This is a genomic window from Streptomyces chisholmiae (genome assembly GCF_031845445.1).
Lineage (GTDB): Bacteria > Actinomycetota > Actinomycetes > Streptomycetales > Streptomycetaceae > Streptomyces > Streptomyces chisholmiae.
In genome coordinates this window covers 18943-33762 of sequence record NZ_JAVREO010000009.1, presented here as the reverse complement: position 1 = coordinate 33762, position 14820 = coordinate 18943, and the positions used below count along the sequence as shown (strand labels likewise).

Genomic DNA, 14820 nt, shown 5'->3' with positions numbered 1-14820 from the left:
CGCGGGTGAGACGCGCCAGGGGGGCCGGTCGGTTGCCCCGCGTTCCGCCCGCGCGGCGGGCGCCGGCCGGGGGCGGGGGGCTCACGGGGTGGTCACGGGGTGGCGCGCGGATGGTCTTCCGGCCGGGCGCGGGGTGGTGCGCGGGGGCGCTCGGACGCGCGTCGGGGGCGCCCGGGACGCGCTTTGCGGTGCTTCGGGGCGTGTCGCCCCCCGGGCGGGCGCGTCGATGGAGGGTCGCGTGCCGGGTGCCCGCCGGCCCGGGCGATGATGGGGCGCGAAATGGCGAGAGAGACCCGGGTGCGGGACATCACGGGTGGGCAGAAACGGCGGGTGGCACGGGCCGGGCGGAAATATCTACCGCCCTGCGTGACACTCACCGATCGGATCTGGTCAGATATGGCCAATCAAGATCATTAAGCATCAGAGGCGCGTACCGGTGTCAGTGGTGGGTGCAAGGATGCGGGCAGCATCTGCTTCCGACGCGGATCGGGAGCCGACAGCCGGGGACGACCGGGAGGGCCGATGCCGATTCAGATCAAGGTGACCGTTCTCGGGCCCGGCGTTGCCGACGGCGTCGACGTGTCGATCGCGGCCCCGGGCGGGACCCAGCTCTCCGCCGTTCTCGGTTCCCTGGCCAGCGCGGTCTCGCCCGGCGGCGCCACCCCGGGCGCGGTCTTCTGCGAGGACCGCCGGCTGGATCCGGCGCAGACCCCGCTGGGTCAGCCGCCGCTGGTCGACGGCGCGGTGCTCTCGCTGCACCGGCCGCTGGACGGCCCGGGCGCCGAGCCGGTGCCGGCCCGGCTGCTGGTCGCCTCGGGCCCGGACGCCGGCGGTGTCCACCTGCTCCGCGGCGGCACGGCCACCATCGGCCGCTCCGCCGACGCGGACATCCCGCTGGACGACCCCGATGTCTCCCGGCTGCACTGCGCGTTGACGCTCGGCGCCGACGGCGCGATCACCGTCGCCGACCTCGGCTCGACCAACGGCACCTCGCTGGACGGCCGGCCGGTGCGGGAGCGGCCGGTGGCCGTGCCGCCGGGCGGGATACTGCGCCTCGGCGAGTCCGCGCTGCGGGTGCTGACCGACGAGAGACAGCCGGCGGCCGGCGGGCCGCCGCCGGCCGCGGGGGCGGCGCCGAGCCCGCCGCCGGCCGCGGACGCGGACGGTCGGGCGGCGCGGCGCGCCGGCTGGGCGCGCGGGCGGCGCGGGCCGGTGGCCGAGCCAGCGGGCGCGCCGGCGCCGCCGGCCCCGGGCGCCGGCGGTCCCGTGGCGCGGCCGAGCGCGGCGGACGAGTCCCGCTGGCCGGATCTCGCCGCCCTGCTGTTGCTGGCCGTCGAGTCCGGCCCCCGGCTCTGGGAGCGCGGCCCCGACAGCCCGGACGCCTACGGCATACGGCTGGGCACGGCCCCCAGTCCGGCCGACGGCCTCGTGCCGGTCACGGTCAGCCTGCCGGCGGTCGGCTCGCTGGGGCTGGCCGGCCCCAGGGAGCGGATCGCCGGGCTGGCCCGGGCGGTGTTGGCGCAGCTGGCCGCCCTCCAGCCGCCCAGCGCGCTGGAGTTGGTGGTGCTGGCCCCCGGCCGGGCCGCCGAGTGGTCCTGGCTCGGCTGGCTGCCGCACACCCGCCCGGCCCGCGGCCAGGACTGCCGGCTGCTCCTCGGCTTCGACGACGAGCAGGTGGCGGCCCGGCTCGCGGAGCTGGCCGAGCTGACGGCGGCGCCGGCCGGCGGCGCGCCGCGTCGCCGCTCGGTGGTGCTGGTGGACGGCCCGCTGGCCGGCGCCGCCGGCCAGGCGGTGGCCCGGCTGGCCGCCGACGGGCCGGCCGCCGGGGTGCATCTGCTCTGTCTGGCCGAGACGCCGCCGGCCACCCCGTCCTCCCCGGTCGCCAGCACGCTGGCGGCGGCCAGGGCCGCGGCGCCGGCCTTCGCCGCCTGTGGCGCGGTCGGGCTGCTGAGCGGCGCGGTGGCGACGGCGGTGCGGCTGGTCGGCCCGGACGACAGCCCCGGCCCGCCGGCCAGCGCGGACGCGGTCTCGCCGGCCTGGGCCGAGCGGTTCGCGCGGGCGCTGGCGCCGCTGCGCGAGGAGCGGGTGGGCGGCGGTGCCGGCCCGGCGGCGCAGCCGGGGGCGCCGCTGCCGGAGAGCTGCCGCCTGCTGGACGTGCTGGAGCTGTCCCGGGTGACGCCGGGGGCGCTGCGGGAGCGGTGGGCCGCCGGCACCGAGCTGCCGCTGACGTTGGGTGCCGGGGAGCGCGGCCCGGTCACCCTCGGCCTGGCCGCGCTCGGCGGCCCGCTGCTGGTCGAGGGCGGGTCCAGGGCCGGCCGCACGGAGTCGTTGAACGCGCTGGCCGCCTCGCTGGCGGCCACCCTGGGTCCGCGCGAGCTGTCCCTGCTGCTGGTCGAGGGGGCCGGCGAGGGGCTGGCGCCGTCGGCCGAGCTGCCGCAGGTCGCGTCCTACCTCACGGCCACGGACCCGCTGCGCATCCGGGCCTTCGCCCAGGCGCTGCGGGCCGAGTTGAAGCGCCGGGCGCTGCTGTTGGGCGGCTCCGACTTCGTGGCCCGCCGGCTCGCCGCCGAGGCGGCGGGGGCCGGCCTCGCGGAGGCCGCGCTGGCCGGCGGTGAGGCGGCTGAGGGCCGGGTGGTGGCGCCGCGTTCCGGCGGCGAGCCGGTGGGGTGGGCGGCCCGGGAGGCCGCCGTGCCGGAGCCGCCGATGCGGGCCGAGGGGAGTGCCCCGCTGCCCTGGCTGGTGGTGTTGGTGGATGATCTGCCGGCGCTGCTGGCGCCGCCGTTGGGCGCGCCCGGCCGGCAGTCCGCGGGGTCCATGCTGCGGGCGTTGGACGCGGTGCGCCGGGAGGGTCAGGCGCTGGGGGTGCGCCTCGTGCTGGCCGGGGCCCGGCCGACGGTGGAGGATCCGCTGCGGTTGGCCTCGGCCACCCGCCTCTCGCTGACCGGGACGCCGCCGGGGCGGGGCGAGTTGTGGGCGCCGGACGGCGCGCGCACCCCGGTGCAGGTCGGCCGGATCACCGGCCGGATCCCGCGCACGGCGACGCTGCGGCCGACGGTCACCCGGCTGGACTGGGCCCGGCTCGGCGATCCGCCGGCCCGCCGTCCGGTCCGTGAGCTGGGCAACGGCCCCACCGACATCGCGCTGCTGGCCAGCGCCGCGGCGCGGGCCGCCCGCACCCGGGAGGCGGCCCCGGCCACCCCGGTCTGAGCCGGCCCCGCCCCCGCCGGGGGCGCTTTCCGGACAGCGTCGCCGGCCGGGCCGGCGGCCGGCCCGACAGCCGTCCAAGCTGGTCATGGCCATGTCCGTCACGCCCGTTGATAGGTCACTTCAGGCCACCGCCGCCCCGCCTGGCACATTGGCCCCGCAATGTCCTCGCATCGGGGTAACAGCCCCATCACAAAGGCGAGTTACACCCACCACCGCCTTGATCGGATAACCGACTCGGGCGTAGGAACAGGCGGCGTAGGACATGCGACGTGGCAGGCCCTGCGCTAACGGGGGTTGCCGCATCTAGACGAGGCGGTACACATGCGCGGTTCGGGCCCAAGCCCTGGCCGGAAAGCGAAACGAATGGCGGCGGCGGTGGTCGCCGGTACGGCGCTGACCCTGACCGCCTGCGGCGGCGACAGTGACGAGGGCGAGCGCGGCGAGCGCCCGGCCACCGTCGAACTGCCCGACCTGAGTGGGCAGTCCCTTGAGGTCGGCGCGGTGTGGACCGGCGCCGAACGCGACAACTTCGTCCGGGTCACCGAGGAGTTCGAACGACGCACCGGCGCGTCGATCAGCGTGATACCCAGCGGGGACAACGTGTCGCAGTTCGTCGGCACCAAGATCGAGGGCGGCGCGCCGCCCGACGTGGTGATGGTGCCGCAGCCCGGGGTGTTGCGGGAGTTCGCCGAGAACGGCTGGATCGCCCCGCTGGGCGAGACCACCCGGGCCCAGTTGGACGCCAACTACACCCCGGGCTGGCAGCAGTTGGCGGGCACCGCCGACGGCGAGCTGTACGGCGTCTACGTGAAGGCGGCCAACAAGTCGCTGGTCTGGTACAGCGCCACGGCGTTCGACTACGCCGGCGTCGAGCCGCCCACCTCGTGGGACGGCTTCGTGGACACCGCGTGGACGCTGTGGGAGTCGGGCACCACCCCGGTCTCGGTGGCGGGCGCGGACGGCTGGACGCTCACCGACTGGTTCGAGAACATCTATCTCTCCCAGTCGGGGCCCGAGATGTACGACCAGCTCGCGGCCCACGAGATCCCCTGGACGCACGAGAGCGTCACCGACGCGCTCACCACCCTCGGCGAGCTCTACGGTGAGAACCGGCTGTTGCTGGGCGGTTCCGGCGGCTCGTTGCAGACCGACTTCCCGACCTCGGTCACCAACACGTTCATCGACCTGACCAGCCCGGCCGCCGGGATGGTCTTCGAGGCCGACTTCGTCGGCTCGGTGATCACCGACAACACGGACGCGGAGATCGGGGTCGACGCCCGGGTCTTCCCGTTCCCGGCCGTCGGCGACGGGGCTCCCCCGGTGGTGAGCGCGGGCGACGCGGCCGTCGCGGTGGCGCCGGACGGTGAGATGAGCGAGGCCCAGGAGGCCCTGCTGACCTTCCTCGCCTCCACCGACGCCGCGGCGATCTGGGCGGAGCCGGGCGGTTTCGTCTCGCCCAACAAGTCCCTGGAGTTCGACGTCTATCCCAACGACGTCCAACGGGGCATCGCCGAGGCGCTGATCGCGGCCGGCGACGACTTCAGGTTCGACATGTCGGACCAGACCCCGGCCGCGTTCGGCGGTACCACGGGACAGGGCATGTGGCAGGGACTGCAGAACTTCCTGCGCGCACCCGACGACATCGAAGGGGCCCAGGAGTACCTGGAGTCCCAGGCCGCCGACGCTTACGGCCACTGAACGGACGGAGACTGACTACCCATGGCATCCGGCAAGGCGGTGATCAGGGCTCGTCCCTGGGTGGCGGCGAGCTTTCTGCTCCCGGCACTGCTGCTGCTCGGCGCGCTGGTCGTGTACCCGATCGGGTACTCGGTGCAGCGCAGCCTGTTCGACGCTTCGGGCGACAGCTTCGTCGGCCTGGACAACTTCAAGGAGATATTCGCCAACGACGCGATCAGGACCGCGCTCCAGAACAACCTGATCTGGATCGTGGTGGCGCCGACGGTGGCCACCGCGCTCGGGTTGCTCTTCGCGGTGCTGACCGAGCGCGTCCGCTGGGCGACCGTTTTCAAGCTGATCGTCTTCATGCCGATGGCGATCTCCATGCTGGCCGCCGGAATCATCTTCCGGATGGTCTACGAGCAGAACCCGGACCGGGGGCTGGCCAACGCGGTCGTGACGACGGTGCACGACACCTTCGCCGACACCTCCAGCTGGCCGGACGCGGAGCCCCGGCCCGGCGGTCCGCTGACCGTCGAGCCCGACGGCTCCTACCTGCTCCAGGAGCCGGTCACGGCCGGCTCCCCGGCGCTGCTGCCGCTGGTGGCGGTGCCGCAGCCGGAGCTGGCCGACGCCGAGCCGGCCCGGGTGGCGGACAGCGCCACCGACGGGGTGACCGGCACCGTCTGGATGGACTTCACCCGCGGCGGGCAGGGCACCGAGGGCACGATCGACCCCGAGGAACTGGCGCTGTCCGGGATCACCGTCGAGGCGGTCAGGGACGGCGAGGTGGTGGCCGACGCCACGACCGGCCCGGACGGCACCTTCCAACTGCCAGCCGAGGCCGACGGAGCCCAACTCAGACTGGCGGCGGACAACTTCACCTCCCGCTACGGCGGCGTCGAGTGGCTGGGCCCCAACATCGTCACCCCGGCGATCATCGCCAGCTACGTCTGGATGTGGGCCGGCTTCGCCATGGTGCTGATCGCCGCCGGCCTGGCCAGCGTGCCACGGGAGACGTTGGAGGCCGCCCGGATGGACGGTGCCAACGAGTGGCAGGTCTTCCGCCGGATCACCGTGCCGCTGCTGGCCCCGGTGCTCGGGGTGGTGATGGTGACCCTGATGATCAACGTGTTGAAGATCTTCGACCTGGTCTACGTGATCGCCCCCAGCTCCAGTCAGGCGGACGCCAACGTACTGGCGCTCCAGCTCTACCTGTCCTCCTTCGGCACGGGCGCCGACCAGGGCGTGGGCAGCGCCATCGCGGTGTTCCTGCTGCTGCTGGTGGTTCCCGTGATGATCGTCAACCTGCGCCGGCTGCGACGGGAGAACAAGCGGTGACCGCTCCCACCATGACCGCACACGTACCCGACCCGGCGAAGACGCCGACGTCGGCCACCGCCGGCCCGCCCCGCCAGTCCTGGGGCAGCCGCCTCGCCGCCCTCGCCTCCGGCACGGTGGTGCGGGTGGTGCTGGTGGTCCTGGGCGTGCTCTGGCTGCTGCCCACCGCCGGCCTGCTGGTGTCCTCCTTCCGGGACCCCAGGGACATCGCCTCCACCGGCTGGTGGGAGGCGCTGACCGACCCCGGCCAGTGGTCGTTCAGCAACTACGACAGTCTGCTCGGCAACGCGAACTTCACCGGTTCCGTGTGGACCACGGTGGCGATCACCCTGCCGGCCACGGCGCTGGTGATCGTGCTGGGGGCGCTGGCCGCCTACGCCTTCGCCTGGCTGGACTTCCCCGGCCGTGACTGGCTCTTCCTGGTGGTCGTCGGACTGCTCGTGGTGCCGATCCAGGTGGCCCTGATCCCGGTGGCGCGGCTCTTCAACACCCTGGGGATCTTCGAGACCACGTTGGGCGTGGTGCTCTTCCACTCGGCGTTCGGGCTGCCGTTCGCGATCTTCCTGCTGCGGAACTTCTTCGCGGAGATCCCACGGGAGCTGCTGGAGGCGGCCCGGCTGGACGGCGCGGGTGAACTGCGGCTGTTCTTCCGGGTGGTGCTCCCGCTGGGCGGCCCGGCCGTCGCGGCACTGGCCATCTTCCAGTTCATGTGGGTCTGGAACGACATGCTGGTGGCGCTGATCTTCGCGGACGCCGGCTCGCCGCCGATGACCGTGGCGCTCCAGCAGGAGATGCGGCAGTTCGGCAGCAACTTCGACGTGCTGGCGCCCGGCGCGTTCCTCACCATGCTGGTGCCGTTGGCGATCTTCTTCGCCTTCCAGCGGCAGTTCGTCTCCGGCGTGATGGCCGGCGGCGTGAAGTGACCCGAGGGGGCGCGGGCGATCCGTCCGCGCCCCCTCAAGCACACGAGAACGGCCGGTGGGCCGGCCCCGGGCGATACCGGGGCCGGCCCACCGGCCGTCGCGGTGCGGCGGCCGATCAGCCCGCCCGGCCCAGATGCACGGTGGTGGCGCTCAGCAGGAACGCGTCGGGGCGGCGGCGCAGCCCGTCCGGCGCGTCCGGGTCCAACAGGACCTCCAGGGTGGCCAGGTCATCGGGCGCCAGAAGCTCCCCGAGCACCTCGCGCTGCCTGGCCAGCCGGTCCCGCAGCAGCTCCCGGGCGGCCGGCCCGAGCGGCGCCGGCAGCTCGGTCAGGAAGGTACGCGACCCGACCGGCGCCAGGCCGGCCCTGGTCAGCAACGAGGGCCAGTCCTCGACCACCGCGACCGCGCCGGGCAGCGCCGCCCGCATCCCGGCGAACCACTCCTCGTTGGCCGCGTCCAGCCGCGCCTGCAGGCCCGGCCGGCCCAGACCGAAGTCCCGGGGCAGGAAGCGGATTGGCAGCCCGCCCTCGGCCAGGGCCAGCAGCCCGCCGGGGCGCAACGTCCCGGCCAGCTCCCCCAACCCGGCCAGCTGGTCGCCGAGATGGTGCACCACCCGGCTCGCCCAGAGCAGGTCGACATCGGTCAGCCCGGCCAGCCCGCCGGGCAGCTCGGCCACCCGGGTGCGCACCCGGCCGGCCAGGCCCCGCGCGGCGGCCCGCTCCGCGGCCAGCCGCAGCAGCTCGGGGGTGCCGTCCACGGCCAGCACCTCGGCCGCCGGGAAGACCTCGGCCAGCAGACAGCTCAGCACGCCGGGCCCACTGCCGGCGTCCACCACCCGGCGCGCCGCCGGCTGCTCCTCGCGCAGCCAGGCCAGCGTCGCGCGCAGCTCCGCCTCGTGCGTCTCGGCGCCCCTGACCAGCCGCTCGCCCTCCGCCGACCAGTCGATCTCCGTCGGCCCGTGGTGCCGGTGACCGCTCACAACGCAACGCCCTTCCCTCGCCTCGACCGGAGCCGGTGCCCGACCCGCGCGCGCCGACGCGCCGACGCACCCACGCACCCACGCACCCACGCACCCACGCACCCACGCACCCACGCACCGACAGCAAACCACCCGGCCGACCGGACCGTGGGTGGCCGACACGTGTCGGCCACCCACGGGCGGGCGCACCCGGTCAGCGGTTGCTGCGCAGCAGGGTCCGCATCGTCCGCATGGCCACCGAGAGGTTGGCCAGGTCGAAGCTCTCCGAGGAGTGGATCTCCCGCAGCGTGGCCCTGGCCCGGCTGAGCACCGCGGCACTCCGCTCGGCCCAGGCGGTGAACCGCTCGTCGGGCGAGGCCTCCGGCCCGCCCTCGGCCAGCACGTCGGCCGCGATCAGCTGGTGCGCCGCGTAGAGGTCCTCCCGGATCGCGGTGCGCGCCATCGACTGCCAGCGGTCCGCCCGCGGCAACTCGCTGATCCGCTCCTGGAGTCGGGAGATGCTCAGCTCGTCGCTGAGGTGGTAGTACACCTCGGCGACGTCGAGCAGCTCCCGGCCCGTCCGGTCGGCCACCGCCACGATGTCCAGCGCCGGGAAGACCGCGGAGAAGCCGGCGACCCGGCGGGCCAGCTCGTCCGGGATCCTGGCCCCCGCCAGCTCGTCGTGCTGCGAGGACAGCCGGTCCAGCTCCTGGCCGCGCAGCAGCTTGGGCAGCTCCTCCCAGACCCGACCCACCCGGTCACCGAACAGCTCGGTGGTCTCGGCCAGCCGCAGCGGCTGCGGGCGGTTGTTCAGCAGCCAACGGGCGCCCCGCTCCACCAGCCGGCGGGCGTGCAGCCGGACCCGGATCAGCGTCTCGGCGGCGACCTCGTTGTCCAGGCCCTCCACGGTGTCCCAGATGGCGGGCAGCTGGAAGATGTCCCGGGCCGCGGTGTGCGCCCGGACGATCTCCTCCGTGGAGGCCCCCGACTCCTCCTGCATCCGGTGGATGAAGGAGCAACCGGCCACGTTGAGCGTGTCGTTGACCAGCAGGGTGGTGATGATCTCGCGCCGCAGCGCGTGCTTCTCGATCAGCTCGGGGAATCGTTCCCGCAGGGCGGCCGGGAAGTAGGCGGAGAGCAGCCGGCCCACGTAGGGGTCGTCCGGCAGGCCGGTGGTCAGCAGCTCCGCCGTGGTGGTGAGCTTGCCGTAGGCCAGCAGCACCGACATCTCCGGCTGGGAGAGCCCGCGGCCGGCGGCCCGCCGCTCCCGGAACTCGTCGTCCGACGGCAGGAACTCCAGCTCCCGGTCCAGCAGGCCCCGCTCGCCGAGCCGCCCGATCATCCGCTGGTGCGCGAGCACCAGCCCGGGCGCCGTCGCCTCGCCGTTGGCCAGGGCGACGTTCTGCGCGTAGTTGTTACGCAGCACCAGGCGGCCGACCTCCTCGGTCATCTCGGCCAGCAGGGCGTTGCGCTGCTTGACCGTCAGGTCGCCGTTGGCCACCACCGCGTTGAGCAGGATCTTGATGTTGACCTCGTGGTCCGAGGTGTCCACGCCGGCGCTGTTGTCGATGGCGTCGGTGTTGCACCGGCCGCCGGCCAGCGCGAACTCGATCCGGCCGAGCTGGGTCAGGCCCAGGTTCCCGCCCTCGCCGACCACCTTGGCGCGCAGGTCCCGGCCGTTGACCCGGATCGCGTCGTTGGCCTTGTCCCCCACGTCGGCGTGCGACTCGGCCGCCGCCTTCACGTAGGTGCCGATGCCGCCGTTCCACAGCAGGTCGACGGGGGCCCGCAGGATCGCCCGCATCAGCTCGGCCGGGGTGAGCGAGGCGGTGCTGTCCGGCAGGTCGAGCGCCGCGCGGACCTGGGGGGTCAGCGGGATCGACTTGGCGTTCCTGGAGTGCACCCCGCCGCCCTTGGAGATCAGCGCGGCGTCGTAGTCGGCCCAGGAGGAACGCGGCAGCTCGAAGAGGCGCCGGCGCTCCGCGTAGCCGACCGCCGGGTCCGGGTCAGGGTCGAGGAAGATGTGCCGGTGGTCGAAGGCCGCCACCAGCCTGATGTGCTCCGAGAGCAGCATGCCGTTGCCGAAGACGTCACCCGACATGTCACCGATCCCGGCGACCGTGAAGTCCTCGGTCTGGGTGTCGTGCTCCAGCTCGCGGAAGTGCCGCTTGACGGACTCCCAGGCGCCCTTGGCCGTGATGCCCATGCCCTTGTGGTCGTAGCCGGCCGAGCCGCCGGAGGCGAAGGCGTCCCCGAGCCAGAAACCGTAGGACTGCGCGACCTCGTTCGCGATGTCGGAGAAGGTGGCCGTGCCCTTGTCCGCGGCGACGACCAGGTAGGTGTCGTCCTCGTCGTGCCGGACCACGTCGGCCGGCGGCACCACGGCGCCGTCCACCAGGTTGTCCGTGATGTCCAACAGGCCGCAGATGAAGGTGCGGTAGCAGGCGATGCCCTCGGCCAGCCAGGCGTCCCGGTCGGTCGCCGGGCTGGGCAGCCGCTTGCCGACGAAGCCGCCCTTGGCGCCCACCGGCACGATCACCGTGTTCTTCACCTCCTGCGCCTTGACCAGGCCCAGGATCTCCGTCCTGAAGTCCTCCCGGCGGTCCGACCAGCGCAGCCCGCCCCGGGCGACCTTGCCGAACCGCAGGTGGACCCCCTCGACCCGGGGCGAGTACACCCAGATCTCGAACGCCGGCCGCGGCTCGGGCAGTTCGGGGATGGCCTTGGGGTCGAGCTTCATGGAGAGGTAGCCGTGCGGCTCGCCCCGGGTGTCGTGCTGGAAGTAGTTGACCCGCAGGGTGGCCTTGATGACGGTGAGGAAGGCGCGCAGGATGCGGTCCTCGTCGAGGTTCTGCACCTGCTCCAGGGCGCCGTCCAGCTCCTCCAGCAGCCCGTCCGTCAACTCCCGCCCGGCGCTCTGCCGCTGTGGGGCGTGCCGCGCCTCGAAGAGGTTCACCAGCAGCCGGGTGGTGTGCACGTTGCGGCGGAGCGTGGCCTCCATGTTCTCCCGGGTGAACCGCGCGCCGGCCTGCCACAGGTACTTGGCGTAGGCGCGCAGCACCATCGCCTCGCGCCAGGTCAGCCCGGCGCTCAGGACCAGGGCGTTGAAGCCGTCGTCCTCGGCCGCCCCCGTCCAGGCGGCGGCGAAGGCGTCCTGGAACCGCTGCCTGGCGCCGCCGCCCAGCCCCTCGGCCAGCGCCTCGGGCAGCCGGAGGCCGAAGTCGTAGATCCAGGCGGGGGCGCCGTCCGTCGGCCGCAGGTGGTACGGACGCTCGTCCACCACCTCGACGCCCAGGTGCTGGAGCACCGGCAGCACCGCGGAGAGGGTCACCGGCTCGCCGACCCGGTAGATCTTGAACCGCCGCTCCCCCGGCGCCGCGTTGACCGGCTCGTAGAGGCTGAGCGCGAAGTCCTGCCCGGACTCCGGACGCAGCCCGATCACGTGCTGGAGGTCGGCGACGGCGGCACGCGGCGGGAAGTCCGCCTTGTAGCCCTCGGGGAAGGCGCCGACGAAACGGCGGCCCAGCTCGGCCGCCTGCTCCTCGCCGCACTCCGCCAGCAGCGCGTCGGTGAAGCCGTCGGTCCAGGACCGGGACGCCTCGGCCAGCCGCGCCTCGATCCGGTCGAGGTCGGACTCGGTCAGCTCGGGCAGCTCGGTGCCCGGCGCCACCCGGATCACGAAGTGCAGCCGGGAGAGCACGGACTCGGTGTTCCACGCGGTGAAGTCCACGCTGTTGCCGTCCAGCTCCTCCAGGAGGATCTGGGTCAGCCGCAGCCGGACCGAGGTGGTGAAGCGGTCCCTGGGGAGGTAGACCAGCGCCGAGTAGTAGCGGCCGTACTCCTCCTGCCGCAGGAAGAGCCGCAGCCGGCGGCGCTCCTGGAGGTGGAGCACGGCGGTGGTGATGCTGCGCAGCGTCGCCACCGGGGTCTGGAACAGCTCGTCCCGGGGGTAGGTCTCCAGCACCTGGAGCAGGTCGCGGCCGCTGTGGCTCTGCTCGCTGAAGCCGGCCGCCTGCAACACCTCGGCGACCCGCCGGCGGATCACCGGCACCCGGCGCACCGACTCGGTGTAGGCCGCGGCCGAGAACAGGCCGAGGAAGCGGCGCTCCCCGACCACCCGGCCCTGCTCGTCGAACTTCTTGACGCCCAGGTAGTCCAGGTAGGAGCGGCGGTGCACGGTGGCCCGGCTGTTGGCCTTGGTCAGCACCAGCAGCCTGGGCTCCCTGGCCTTGGCGCGCGCGGTCGGCGACAGCCGGTTGAACGCGGCGGACGCGGCCGGGTGGTCGTCGTCCCCGACGTAGGGCGGGTCGGAGCGGAGGATGCCGAGGCCGGTGCCAGGCACCGGGCTCAGCACGTCGCCCGCGCCGCCGTTGTCCTCCCGGTCCAGCTCGTACTCGCGGTAGCCGAGGAAGGTGAAGTGGTCGGCGGCCAGCCAGCTCAACAGCTCGGCGGCCTCGTCGACGTCCTGCTGGCGCAGCTCGGTGGAGAGCGGCTCCTTGGTCAGCCCCTCGGCGATCCGCAGCGCGGTGGCCCGCATCTTCTGGTAGTCCTCGACGGCCTCGCGGACGTCGCCCAGGACCCGGCGCAGGTCCGCCTCGACCTGGTGCGCCTTCTCCTGGTCGGTCTCCCGGTCGATCTCGACGTGGATCCAGGACTCCACCACCGCGTCCGGCGGCAGCTGCTCGGCGGCCGGCGTCCCGTCCAGGTCCCGGCCGGCGTCCAGCACCTCCAGCAGCCGGCCGGTGACGTCCCGCCGGACCACGATCTGGGGGTGCACCACCAGATGGATGCCCCGCTCCTGGCGGGACAGCTCGTTGGTGACCGAGTCCACCAGGAACGGCATGTCGTCCGTGACGACCTCGACCACGGTGTGGGTGCAGGTCCAGCCGATCTCGTCGACCGACGGGGTGTAGACGCGGACGTTGGCCGTGCCCTGCGGGCGCTCGGCGGCCAGCCGGTGGTGGGCCAACGCCGCCCCGTACAGGTCGACCGGGTCACGCCCGGTGACGTCCTCGGGGGCGATGAAGAGGTAGTAGCGCCGCAGGTAGGAGTGGAGCGCGTCGGCGTCCATCCCGTGCGCGGGTGACTGTCCCTGGTTCGGCCCGTGCTCGGCTACCCGGGCCGCCTGTGCCAGCAGTTCGTCCTTGGCTTCGTCCAGCTTGCTGTGCATGTCCTCTTGCTCCTGTCGCGCACCGTCGCGTGACGTCGAGAAACGGTCACCGGACAGCGCTCGCTTGGCTGGCGGGGATGCTTCCGGTGGTCCCGATGGCGAGAATCAGCCGACAGGCCGGCCCGGCGGTGGCGGAGCGCCCAGGGAGGCCACGTTGCCCCCCGACCGGAGGCACGGCGAATATCGCACTGATCACGAGCCCAGGCTATCGCCCCACATCGAATCGTGGACGGGCGCCAGTTGAACAGCGCGGGCGCGTCAGCCGCGCCCCACCACCTCGGAGGCCAGCGCCACCGCCTCGGCCAGGCTGTCCACCACCGGCACCCCGGCCCTGGCCAGACTGCGCCGACTGTGCGAACCCCCCGTGTACAGCACGGCCTTGGCCCCGGCGTGCGCTGCGGCCAGCGCGTCGTCCGTGGCGTCCCCGATCACCACCACCCGCTCGGGGGTCACCCCGGTCATGGCCGCCAGATGACGGGCCATCTGCTCCGCCTTGCCGACCACCGGCCCCCGGCCGCGGTTCCCGTCGACGCGTATGAAGTGATCGGCCACCCCCAGCCTGGTCAACCAGGGCGCCAGCCGGTCGTGCTCGGCGAGCGAGCAGACGGACTGCGTCCGCCCGGCACCGACCCAGTCGGCGAGCAGCTTCGCCGCGCCGTCCGTCAGGCCCGCCGAGTCGGCCCTGGCGAAGTAGTGCCGGTGGAAGGTGGCGTCCAGCACCTCCCACTCGTCCTCGCCCGGCAGCCGGCCCAGCAGCCGGCGGTAGAACTCGGTGATCGGCACGCAGTACAGCTCGCGGTACCGCTCCAGGGTGATCTCGGCTATCCCCAACTCGGCGAACGCGGCGTTGGTCGCCGCCAGCACGACGTGGATGTCGTGCAGCAGCGTGCCGTTCCAGTCCCACACGAGGTGCGGGGTGATCTCCGGGCGGTGTGCGGTAGCCATGCCGAGCACGGTACGACGTACCACTGACAGTCGGACAGTGGGCCCGGATCGCCGCTGGTCAGAGCAGTCGGTCCAGCTCCTGCACGCCGTACCAGAGCAGCTCGTGGTCGGCCGCGCCGTCCACCGTGAACCTGGCGTCGTCGTCGCCCTGGTCGGCGGCGCCCACCGCGTCGGCGGCCGCCCGGATGTCCGCGGCGGCCTCCTCGGCGTCCACGTGCACCGCGGCCAGCCAGACCACCGGCACCGGCTCGGTCAGCCGCACCTCGCCCAGGGACTCGGCGGAGAGCGCCAGGTCGGGGTCGGCGACCGCGACCCGGTCCGGCACCTCGGCGGCCACCACCACCCGCCGCCTGGCCACCGCGGGATCGGTCGCGACCAACCGGAGCGAGGCCGCGGCCGCCCGACTGAGCGCCGCGTACTCCAGCTCCTCCTCGTTGCCCGAGAGGTACCACTCCCGCAGCGCCGGGGTGACCGCGTAGGCGGTCAGCGGGGCGGGGCCCAGCTCCCGAGCGGTGTGCAGCCGGGCGAGCCCGGAGAGCGTGAGGGGGACATAGACGCGCACTGTCCGACGCTCCCTTCCTGACACTCAAAGCCGCCTC

8 protein-coding genes are annotated in these 14820 nt (G+C 73.8%); 4 read left to right on the top strand and 4 right to left on the bottom strand.

The genetic code is table 11. From position 1 onward, the window contains the following. Nucleotides 1-522: 522 nt before the first annotated feature. The 4 genes from RM844_RS16265 (at nucleotide 523) to RM844_RS16250 (ending at nucleotide 7148) form a co-directional block, all read left to right on the top strand. A complete protein-coding gene (locus tag RM844_RS16265) occupies nucleotides 523-3207 on the top strand; it encodes an FHA domain-containing protein (RefSeq protein WP_449657327.1) in 2685 nt (894 codons plus the stop codon). Between the two features lie 363 nt (nucleotides 3208-3570). Then, entirely contained in the window at nucleotides 3571-4905 is a 1335-nt protein-coding gene (locus RM844_RS16260) for an ABC transporter substrate-binding protein (protein ID WP_311667922.1), read from the top strand. Nucleotides 4906-4926: 21 nt separating this feature from the next. Then, entirely contained in the window at nucleotides 4927-6225 is a 1299-nt protein-coding gene (locus RM844_RS16255) for a carbohydrate ABC transporter permease (protein WP_311667921.1), read from the top strand. Nucleotides 6226-6236: 11 nt separating this feature from the next. After that, entirely contained in the window at nucleotides 6237-7148 is a 912-nt protein-coding gene (locus tag RM844_RS16250; RefSeq protein WP_311667920.1) for a carbohydrate ABC transporter permease, read from the top strand. Nucleotides 7149-7263: 115 nt separating this feature from the next. On the opposite strand, the gene RM844_RS16245 is transcribed toward RM844_RS16250, so the two are convergent. The 4 genes from RM844_RS16245 to RM844_RS16230 form a co-directional block, all read right to left on the bottom strand. Then, nucleotides 7264-8127, bottom strand: coding sequence for a class I SAM-dependent methyltransferase (locus tag RM844_RS16245; RefSeq protein ID WP_311667918.1), 864 nt, complete (start codon nucleotides 8125-8127; stop codon nucleotides 7264-7266). Between the two features lie 193 nt (nucleotides 8128-8320). Next, on the bottom strand, nucleotides 8321-13276 hold the full coding sequence (locus tag RM844_RS16240; protein WP_311667917.1) for an NAD-glutamate dehydrogenase: 4956 nt from the start codon (nucleotides 13274-13276) through the stop codon (nucleotides 8321-8323). 258 nt (nucleotides 13277-13534) lie between these two features. Next, on the bottom strand, nucleotides 13535-14221 hold the full coding sequence (locus RM844_RS16235) for an HAD family hydrolase (RefSeq protein WP_311667916.1): 687 nt from the start codon (nucleotides 14219-14221) through the stop codon (nucleotides 13535-13537). Between the two features lie 58 nt (nucleotides 14222-14279). After that, nucleotides 14280-14783 (bottom strand): DUF6912 family protein, encoded by a 504-nt coding sequence (locus tag RM844_RS16230; protein WP_311667915.1) that lies wholly within the window; start codon nucleotides 14781-14783, stop codon nucleotides 14280-14282. Between the last annotated feature and the right edge of the window lie 37 nt (nucleotides 14784-14820).

Bases quoted from the DNA above. Each gene is read 5' to 3' on its own strand.
- RM844_RS16260 (WP_311667922.1), top strand. From the start codon at position 3,571: ATGGCGGCGGCGGTGGTCGCCGGTACGGCGCTGACCCTGACCGCCTGC.
- RM844_RS16240 (WP_311667917.1), bottom strand. From the start codon at position 13,276: ATGCACAGCAAGCTGGACGAAGCCAAGGACGAACTGCTGGCACAGGCG.
- RM844_RS16265 (WP_449657327.1), top strand. From the start codon at position 523: ATGCCGATTCAGATCAAGGTGACCGTTCTCGGGCCCGGCGTTGCCGAC.
- RM844_RS16235 (WP_311667916.1), bottom strand. From the start codon at position 14,221: ATGGCTACCGCACACCGCCCGGAGATCACCCCGCACCTCGTGTGGGAC.
- RM844_RS16250 (WP_311667920.1), top strand. From the start codon at position 6,237: ATGACCGCACACGTACCCGACCCGGCGAAGACGCCGACGTCGGCCACC.
- RM844_RS16255 (WP_311667921.1), top strand. From the start codon at position 4,927: ATGGCATCCGGCAAGGCGGTGATCAGGGCTCGTCCCTGGGTGGCGGCG.